Genomic DNA, 5,712 nt, shown 5'->3' on the forward strand with positions numbered 1-5,712 from the left:
ACTCGTTGTTGCGCTTTCTCGATGGATGGACATACACCTTCAAAACCGCGCCTAGATTGTGAGCCAGCCTGAAAGACTGAGCGTGCAAGGAGTTATTCAGGGGCTCCCTAATACTGGCCATAAATGGAACCCTGTTTTACTCTCGATGTTTTGCGACAACAAAACATAAGAAGACCACGGGAGAGTAAAACATGGGTTCCAGCGCATTGATTGATATCGGGTTGCCGATATCCCTGTTTCTGATCATGGTGGGGATGGGTATGACCCTCACCCCGCGCGACTTCCGGGAAGTCGCCATCGCCCCGCGAGGCACCGCCTACGGGCTGGTTTGCCAAATCCTCCTGCTTCCCTTGATTGCTCTGGGCGTGGCCCATGCCATGGATTTGTCTCCGGCATTGGCGGTTGGCCTGATCGTGATTGCGGCCTGCCCGGGGGGAACCACGTCCAACCTGTTCGTCTATCTGGGGCGCGGGGATGTGGCGCTGTCCATCGTGCTGACGGTGCTTGCCAGTCTGATCACGGTGTTGACCTTGCCCGCGTTCACCGGCTGGGCACTGGAGCGCTTTCAGGACTCGTCACAAAGCTTCGAGTTGCCGGTGCTGCGCACCATCATCACCCTGATCGTCATCATTCTCCTGCCTGTCGCGATCGGCATGGCCATTCGGCATTTTCGTCAGTCCTGGGCGGAAAAAGGAGAGAAAGCCGTCGGTCTGCTCGGGTTGCTGGTGTTGGTGGCCGTGATTGCGTTGCTGTTGATCGAGCTGGGCGAAGAGGCGCTGGATCTGTTCAAGCAGGCGGGTGTGTCTGCCATCATCCTCAATGTGGCCGGCATCGTGCTCGGTATGGTCGGCGGGCGTCTGATTGGCCTCAGCCGTGATCAGGCTTTTACCGTGGCTATCGAGCTTGGCATCAAGAATGGCACGCTGGGGTTGATGGTGACACTGACGTTACTGCAATCCGAGGCGATGTCAGTGCCGTCAGCGGTGTATGGGGTGCTGATGTTTGTGTTCGGCTTCCTGATGATTGGCTATGCGCGTATGACCGGGATTGGCCGGGCTCAGGATTCTGCCTGAGCCTGTGGGGAGGCATCGGCGGTGTTCACTGCCGGCGCCTCCAGCAGGTCCGAGACCGGCACGACCTCAATGCCTGCTTGCTCCATCAGGGGCAGCACTTGCTGTAGGTAGTGCACGGTTTCCGGGTAGGGGTGGCCTATGGCGATTGCCTGCCCGCGCTGTCGTGCCAGCTGGAGCAGCTTGTTGAACTGACGATTGATGCTGGCGAGATCGCGCTGATTATCCAGGAAGATATCTCGCCCTGCGCTGGCGATGCCGACACGCTGGGCGGTGCGCTGCGCTACAGAGCGGCCGCTGGTGCGGCTGTCCACAAAGAATAGCTGGTGCGCTTTCAGTTCGCCCATCAACCAGCCCATGGGTTCGGCCTGCTCTGTCAGGGCGCTGCCCATGTGATTATTGAGCCCGCGGGCCTGGGGAACCTGCCCTAGCGCCTCGCGCACTGCCTGCAATATCTCCGTCTGCTGCATGCCCAGCGTCAGCCCGCCCCGGTCGAGTCTGGCCTGTTGTTGGGCGGCCATGGGCATGTGCACGATGACCTCCTTGCCAGCCAGACTGGCGCGTTCTGCCAGCCGTGATCCATGGGGAGAGAACGGAATAACGGCACAGGTCACATCCGCAGGAAGATCCGTGATGGCTTTACCCCGGGAATAGCTGTAGCCGAGGTCATCAATGATGATCGCGATCCGTGGAGAGGCCTGGCTGTGCTGGCTGAGGGCCAGCACAGCCAGGGTTATCAGGAGCGGAAGCCTCATTCTGTGTCGGGGTCAGGATTGCTGTCGGAGTGATCGGCTTGAGCAAGTACGACGCCTTTCAGGACGGATAGCGCTTGCGCAAGGGCGTAGTCTTCCTGAGCCAGAGAGCGGGTTTTCTTGCTGTTTTTCTGCTCATTGTTTTCATTGTTCAAGTGGCGGGGAAGATCCGATTCCCGGACATGTTGGTCTTCACGCACCTCGAGCCGGGTGACCACGTCGACACTGATGTCCGGTTCGATACCTTCCGCCTGGATCGAGCGACCATTCGGAGTGTAGTAACGAGCCGTCGTCAGTTTGAGGGCCCGGTCCTTACTGAGTGGCAGTACCGTTTGTACGGAGCCTTTACCGAAGGTGCGGTTGCCAACCACGATGGCCCGGTGTTGGTCTTGCAGGGCGCCAGCCACAATTTCAGAAGCGGAGGCGCTGCCACCATTGACCAGAACGACCAGTGGGACGCCAGCCAGCTGGTCACCCGGTGTTGCCTTGAATTCGCTGCGACTGCCAGGCTGGCGGCCTTCGGTATAGACTACCAGGCCTTTATCCAGGAACAGGTCGGCCACTTCTACTGCGCCCCCCAGTACGCCGCCCGGGTTGTTACGCATGTCCAGAACCAGTCCTTGTAATTCCCCTTTGGCGGACAGTTTCTCCAGGGCTTTTGCAGTATCGCTGCCGGTATTGTTCTGGAACTGGGAAATGCGGACATAGCCCAGACCGGGCTCCAGCAGGCGTGATTTGACGCTGTGCATCTGGATCTTGTCGCGCTTCAGTGTGACCTGGCGGGGGTTTTCTTTCCCTTCGCTCAGCACCATGAGCTCGATTTCGGAGCCCACTTCGCCGCGCATCAGTTCCACGGCTTCACTCAGTGACAGCCCTTTCACAAAGGTGTCGTCAATTTTCAGGATCAGGTCGCCGGCCTGGATGCCGGCTTTGCTGGCAGGGGAGTCATCCACGGGAGTGACCACTTTGACGAAACCATCTTCCATGGTGACTTCGATGCCCAAGCCACCAAATTCACCTGTGGTGGTGATCTGAAGGTCGTCAAACTGGTCAGGGGTCAGGTAGCTGGAGTGAGGGTCGAGTTCGTACAGCATGCCGCGGATGGCCGATTCGAGCAGCTCGCGATCATCGATCTGCTCGATGTAGGCACCGCGGATCCGTTCCATGACTTCGGCGAAGGCGCGCAACTCGTCCACGGGGACACCCTGCTGGCGAGCCTGCTGGTCCAGGGCAGGATCCTCGGCATGAGCGAAGCCGAAAGGCAAAGCGGATAGAATCCCCGCCAGCATGGCGGAGCGCAGGGCTGTCAGCGTGAATTCAGGCATTCATTATCCCCGGATGGCCAGCCATTCCTGTGGCCGGCACGATGTTGTTTGTGAGCTGCGGCGCATGAATTAAAGGCGTCCCAGCGTAGGCAGTGTAACACGGCGGTCGCACCAGCGGGCCGGGTTCTGGGCTTTGCCTCGATGACGAATTTCGAAGTACAAACCGCTGCCCTGGTTGCTACCGGTGTTGCCGGCAAGGGCCAACGGGTCACCCGTGGCCACCCACTCTCCCACTTCGCGCAGCAGTGATTGATTGTGTCCGTACAGGGTGAGGTAGCCATCACCATGGTCGACGATGGTAAGTAGACCATAGCCGCGTAACCAATCAGCGTAGACCACGCGGCCAGGATGAATGGCCCGTATCGGGGTGCCGGCAGGTGCAGACAGAATCACCCCTTGCCAACGGAGCGCGCCCTCACGACGACTGTTGTAGCTGGTAGCAATACGGCCTTCCACAGGCCAGGGCAGTTTACCGTTGAGTTTGCCAAAGGGTTTGCCGCCGATCTCGGCAGGGATGTCGTCAAGGCTGCGTTGCATGTCTGCCAGCAGCTTTTCAAGCCGATTCTGGTCCGACTTCAGCCTGTCGATACTGCCGCCCCGTTCCTTGAGTGACTGGTTGAGGGTGGCGAGAGTCTGCTGCCGTGCGGTTTGCGCTTGTTGCAGCTTCTGCGCGTGCCGCTGCACGTCGCTGCGTTGATCCAGCAGGGCGCTGCGGGCCTGATTGACTCTGACGCTGATCGCCTGAAGATCCGAAAGTTCGCGGCTGAGGGTCTGGACTCGCTCGGCTCGGGCGCGTTGATAATATTCCTGGTAGCGCATCAATCGGGCAATCTGATCCGGCTGCTCCTGATTGAGTAGCAGTTTGAGCCGTTCCTGCCGGCCAGTTTGGTAGCTGGCGCGCACCGTTTTTGCCAGCCAGGCCAGTTGGGACTGTTTGTCCCTGGCGAGACGAGCCTGATCTGCACGAAGTGCATCCAGGCGTTGCTGGGATTCGCTGACCTTGCGTTCCAGTTGGCGGCGTTCTTTTGACAGCCGGCTGATGCGCAGGTCTGCTTCACGAAGCTCTGCCTGCAAGGCATCTCGTTCCCGCAGTTCCTTGCCCTGGGCGTCACTGAGGGCGCGTATTTGCGATTTCAGCTCTTCCAGATCGGCCTTGGTCGGCGTGCCTGCCGCCAGACCAAGAGCGGGAAGCAGGAGCAATAACAGGATATGCAACCGCATGGTTTTACCTTACCCCCCCGGGGATGTGTATACTTGGCGCCGCTTTTATCTTGCAGCAGGGGGCGATGACGGCGGTCCCGGCTGTGGCTGTATACCTTGATCCGGGGTTCTCATGAGTCAGCTTTTCGAGTTTGCCAGTAACCATTATCTTCTGGTGTCCGCTTTTTTCCTGCTATGGGCAGTCTTTTTTGTGCTTGAATCCCGCCGCGGCGGCAAGCCCCTGACCCCACAAATGGCCACCAATCTGGTCAATCAGCAGGAGGCAGTGATCATCGACTTGCGTGAGGGCGATGAATTTCGCGCCGGCCACATTGCTGGCAGCCTCAATATTCCTGCCGGTCAGGCCCTAGAGCGTATTGCAGAACTGGAAAAATACAAGGAGAAACCATTGATTCTCACTTGTGATATGGGAAGCAAGGCCTCACATCTTGGCAGACAGCTTCGCACCAAGGGCTTCGCGGATCTCTATCGGATCCAGGGCGGAATCAACGCCTGGCGGTCTGCTTCTTTGCCTGTGGTGAAGGGCTGATGGCACGGGTCGAGCTGTATACCACGGCCTGGTGCCCGTTCTGCATTCGCGCCAAGCGTTTGCTGGACAGCAAGAATGTGTCCTATGAGGACACCGATGTGGACCGCGATCCGCAGCAGCGGTTGGTAATGCAGCAGCGCGGCGGGGCACGCACGGTGCCGCAGATATTTATAAATGGCCACCCCATCGGTGGTTGCGATGAACTGTATGCTCTGGAGCGCGCGGGCGAGCTGGATAGCCTGCTCAGCGCTGATTCGGGGGAGTAAGGAGAGAGACATGGCTGACGAACAACAACAGGTTTTCCAACTGCAGCGCCTTTATCTGAAGGATGCTTCCTTCGAGTGCCCAGGGGCGCCGGATGTGTTTCTGCAGGAATGGAAACCCAAGGTAAATGTACAACTGAATAACGGTGCTCGCCGCATTGGTGAAGGTGATGAGTTCGAGGTTGAACTCACTGTTACCGTAACCGCCAAAGACGAGAAGGAAGAAAAGACCTTCTATCTGGTGGAAGTGAAGCAAGCGGGAATCTTTACCGTGAAGGGTATCGACGGGGAGGAGCGAGCCCAACTGCTCGGCGCCTACTGCCCGAACATGTTGTTCCCCTATGTCCGTGAGGTGGTCTCCGATCTGGTCGCCAAAGCGTCCTTCCCGCAAATGGTGCTACAGCCGATCAACTTCGACGCGCTGTACCAGCAACAGCGTCAGCAGCAAGCTGCGCAGGCTGAGGCGGCAGGCGAAACGGTGCAGTGAACAGTTAACAGTGAATAGCGTCGCGAAGCGTCGTTGACCTGTTTTTAAACGCAAGAGGCCGCGCC

Annotated in this window: 7 protein-coding genes; 4 read left to right on the top strand and 3 right to left on the bottom strand. The window is 58.6% G+C overall.

The window, feature by feature from the left end; translation table 11 throughout:
* Positions 1 to 191: 191 nt before the first annotated feature.
* Positions 192 to 1,073 (top strand): bile acid:sodium symporter family protein, encoded by an 882-nt coding sequence (locus tag Q672_RS26750; RefSeq protein ID WP_022985560.1) that lies wholly within the window; start codon positions 192 to 194, stop codon positions 1,071 to 1,073.
* Here Q672_RS26750 and Q672_RS26755 read toward each other — a convergent pair.
* The 3 genes from Q672_RS26755 to Q672_RS26765 all read right to left on the bottom strand — a co-directional run bounded on the left by Q672_RS26755 (position 1,058) and on the right by Q672_RS26765 (position 4,368).
* Positions 1,058 to 1,825, bottom strand: a complete 768-nt coding sequence (locus Q672_RS26755) for a divergent polysaccharide deacetylase family protein (RefSeq protein ID WP_031226521.1) — start codon at positions 1,823 to 1,825, stop codon at positions 1,058 to 1,060. The two genes, Q672_RS26750 and Q672_RS26755, sit on opposite strands and share 16 nt — an antisense overlap.
* A complete protein-coding gene (locus Q672_RS26760; protein ID WP_022985562.1) occupies positions 1,822 to 3,147 on the bottom strand; it encodes a S41 family peptidase in 1,326 nt (441 codons plus the stop codon). The genes Q672_RS26755 and Q672_RS26760 overlap by 4 nt, the downstream gene beginning before the upstream one ends.
* A gap of 69 nt (positions 3,148 to 3,216) precedes the next feature.
* Entirely contained in the window at positions 3,217 to 4,368 is a 1,152-nt protein-coding gene (locus Q672_RS26765; protein WP_022985563.1) for a murein hydrolase activator EnvC family protein, read from the bottom strand.
* Between the two features lie 112 nt (positions 4,369 to 4,480).
* On the opposite strand from Q672_RS26765, the gene Q672_RS26770 reads away from it, so the two are divergent.
* The 3 genes from Q672_RS26770 to secB are packed head-to-tail and all read left to right on the top strand — an operon-like array spanning position 4,481 to position 5,647.
* Positions 4,481 to 4,897 (top strand): rhodanese-like domain-containing protein, encoded by a 417-nt coding sequence (locus Q672_RS26770; protein WP_022985564.1) that lies wholly within the window; start codon positions 4,481 to 4,483, stop codon positions 4,895 to 4,897.
* Complete coding sequence (gene grxC / locus Q672_RS26775) at positions 4,897 to 5,163, top strand: glutaredoxin 3 (RefSeq protein ID WP_022985565.1); 267 nt, start codon at positions 4,897 to 4,899, stop codon at positions 5,161 to 5,163. Before Q672_RS26770 ends, grxC begins: the two co-directional genes overlap by 1 nt.
* 10 nt (positions 5,164 to 5,173) lie before the next feature.
* Entirely contained in the window at positions 5,174 to 5,647 is a 474-nt protein-coding gene (gene secB, locus Q672_RS26780) for a protein-export chaperone SecB (protein WP_022985566.1), read from the top strand.
* The last annotated feature ends 65 nt before the right edge of the window (positions 5,648 to 5,712 follow it).

It is taken from the genome of Alcanivorax sp. P2S70, assembly GCF_000475295.1.
In the GTDB taxonomy this organism is placed as follows: Bacteria; Pseudomonadota; Gammaproteobacteria; order Pseudomonadales; family Alcanivoracaceae; genus Alcanivorax; species Alcanivorax profundi.

What these genes read in the sequence shown, in the direction of transcription:
- Q672_RS26770 (WP_022985564.1), top strand. Translation starts at nt 4,481, where the DNA reads ATGAGTCAGCTTTTCGAGTTTGCCAGTAACCATTATCTTCTGGTGTCC.
- Q672_RS26755 (WP_031226521.1), bottom strand. Translation starts at nt 1,825, where the DNA reads ATGAGGCTTCCGCTCCTGATAACCCTGGCTGTGCTGGCCCTCAGCCAG.
- grxC (WP_022985565.1), top strand. Translation starts at nt 4,897, where the DNA reads ATGGCACGGGTCGAGCTGTATACCACGGCCTGGTGCCCGTTCTGCATT.
- Q672_RS26760 (WP_022985562.1), bottom strand. Translation starts at nt 3,147, where the DNA reads ATGCCTGAATTCACGCTGACAGCCCTGCGCTCCGCCATGCTGGCGGGG.
- secB (WP_022985566.1), top strand. Translation starts at nt 5,174, where the DNA reads ATGGCTGACGAACAACAACAGGTTTTCCAACTGCAGCGCCTTTATCTG.
- Q672_RS26765 (WP_022985563.1), bottom strand. Translation starts at nt 4,368, where the DNA reads ATGCGGTTGCATATCCTGTTATTGCTCCTGCTTCCCGCTCTTGGTCTG.
- Q672_RS26750 (WP_022985560.1), top strand. Translation starts at nt 192, where the DNA reads ATGGGTTCCAGCGCATTGATTGATATCGGGTTGCCGATATCCCTGTTT.